The sequence below is a fragment of the Nonomuraea lactucae genome, from assembly GCF_003313395.1.
Lineage (GTDB): Bacteria > Actinomycetota > Actinomycetes > Streptosporangiales > Streptosporangiaceae > Nonomuraea > Nonomuraea lactucae.
The window spans coordinates 1-1459 of the sequence record NZ_QNFZ01000506.1; the positions used below are offsets into that span (position 1 = coordinate 1).

A 1459-nucleotide genomic window follows, 5' to 3' on the forward strand; every position below is an offset into this window, starting at 1 on the left:
AGTCGGCGGAGGCGGCCGAGCGCGGCGCCCGCCTGGTGCTGGCGGCGGACTCGGCGGTGCCCGAGGGCGCGCTCGGCGACCCGCAGGACGCCGTCCTGGTGGTCGGCAACCTGGTGGCCAACGCGATCGACGCGCTCGACGGCGCGGCCGGCACCATCGAGGTGTCGGTACGCGCCGGCGCGGACGGCCTGCACGTGCGGGTCGGCGACTCGGGCCCCGGCATCACGCCCGAGCTGGTCGAGGAGGTCTTCAGGGAGGGGTTCACCACCAAGGCGGCGCAGTCGGGGCCCCGCGGGCTGGGCCTCGCCCTGACCAGGCAGGCGTGCCTGCGCAGGGGCGGCTGGGTGAAGGTGCGCAACGACAACGGCGCGGTCTTCACCGCCCTGCTGCCTCCGCCGGTCGAGACGGCGGCACGATGACGACGCCTCGGATGGTGGCCCGGGAGACTTGGCGGGCGGCTCGGGTGGTGGCCTGGGAGTCGGGCGGGACGGCGGTGCGATGAGCGGGATCCGCGTGCTGGTCGTGGACGACGACTTCATGGTCGCGCGCATCCACAGCGGCTACGTCGCCCGCGTGCCGGGCTTCGAGGTGGTCGGCACCGCGCACAACGGCGCCGACGCGCTCGCCGCGGCGGCCGAGCACCAGCCGGACATCGTGCTGCTCGACATCTACCTGCCCGACATGTCGGGACTTGACGTCCTCAAGGAGCTGCACGACGTCGACGTGCTCGTCATCAGCGCGGCCCGCGACGTGCCGACGGTCAGGGAGGCGATGCGCCGCGGCGCGGTCAACTACCTGATCAAGCCGTTCACCGCCACCGCCCTGGCCGAGCGGCTCCAGCAGTACGCCGACACCCGCAGGCAGCTCACCGCCATCGGTCCCGAGGCCCGCCAGGACGACCTCGACCGGCTCTTCGGCACGCCCAGCTCGGCGGCGGCGCTGCCCAAGGGGCTGTCGGCGACGACGTGCGCGCTTGTCGCCGACACGCTGCGCGACGCGGGCCGCGACCTGTCGGCCGCCGAGGCGGCGGAGCTCGCGGGCCTGTCCCGCGTCAGCGCCCGCCGCTACCTGGAGTATCTCTGCGTGGCGGGCCGGGCCGAGCTCAGACCCCGGTACGGCACCGCCGGCCGCCCCGAACATCGCTACCGGTGGCTAGGTTGACACCCTTCCGTAGCCGTATTCCGTGACATATCTGGATGCACGTGCCTTACTGTTGCCTGAGGGTCTGGCTGCGGAGCGGGAGGAGATTGAGGCGTGGGTAACGCCAAGCCGATCGACTCACCGACCGATCCCTTCGCCTCGGTGCCCCTGCCCACGTCCGGCACCAGCAGGAAGCCACGGATCGAGGGCCTGCCCCCGGGCGTCTCCCTCGACATCTTCGGCGGCCCCGCCCAGCCGGAGGCCCGCCCCGCCCCTGGCGGCGGCGACCAGAGCCCCGGCGCGCAGAACCCGCCCGCCG

The 1459-nt window shown here is 73.9% G+C and carries 3 protein-coding genes; all 3 read left to right on the forward strand.

All coding sequences use genetic code 11. From position 1 onward, the window contains the following. Positions 1–419, forward strand: a 419-nt coding sequence (locus DQW85_RS23055; RefSeq protein WP_240197366.1) for a sensor histidine kinase, incomplete at its 5' end; no start/stop codon positions are given. A 79-nt stretch (positions 420–498) separates the two neighbouring features. Beyond that, positions 499–1161, forward strand: coding sequence for a response regulator (locus DQW85_RS23060; protein ID WP_113702210.1), 663 nt, complete (start codon positions 499–501; stop codon positions 1159–1161). A gap of 93 nt (positions 1162–1254) precedes the next feature. Beyond that, on the forward strand, positions 1255–1459 hold a 205-nt coding region (locus DQW85_RS23065), incomplete at its 3' end, for a hypothetical protein (RefSeq protein ID WP_205315341.1).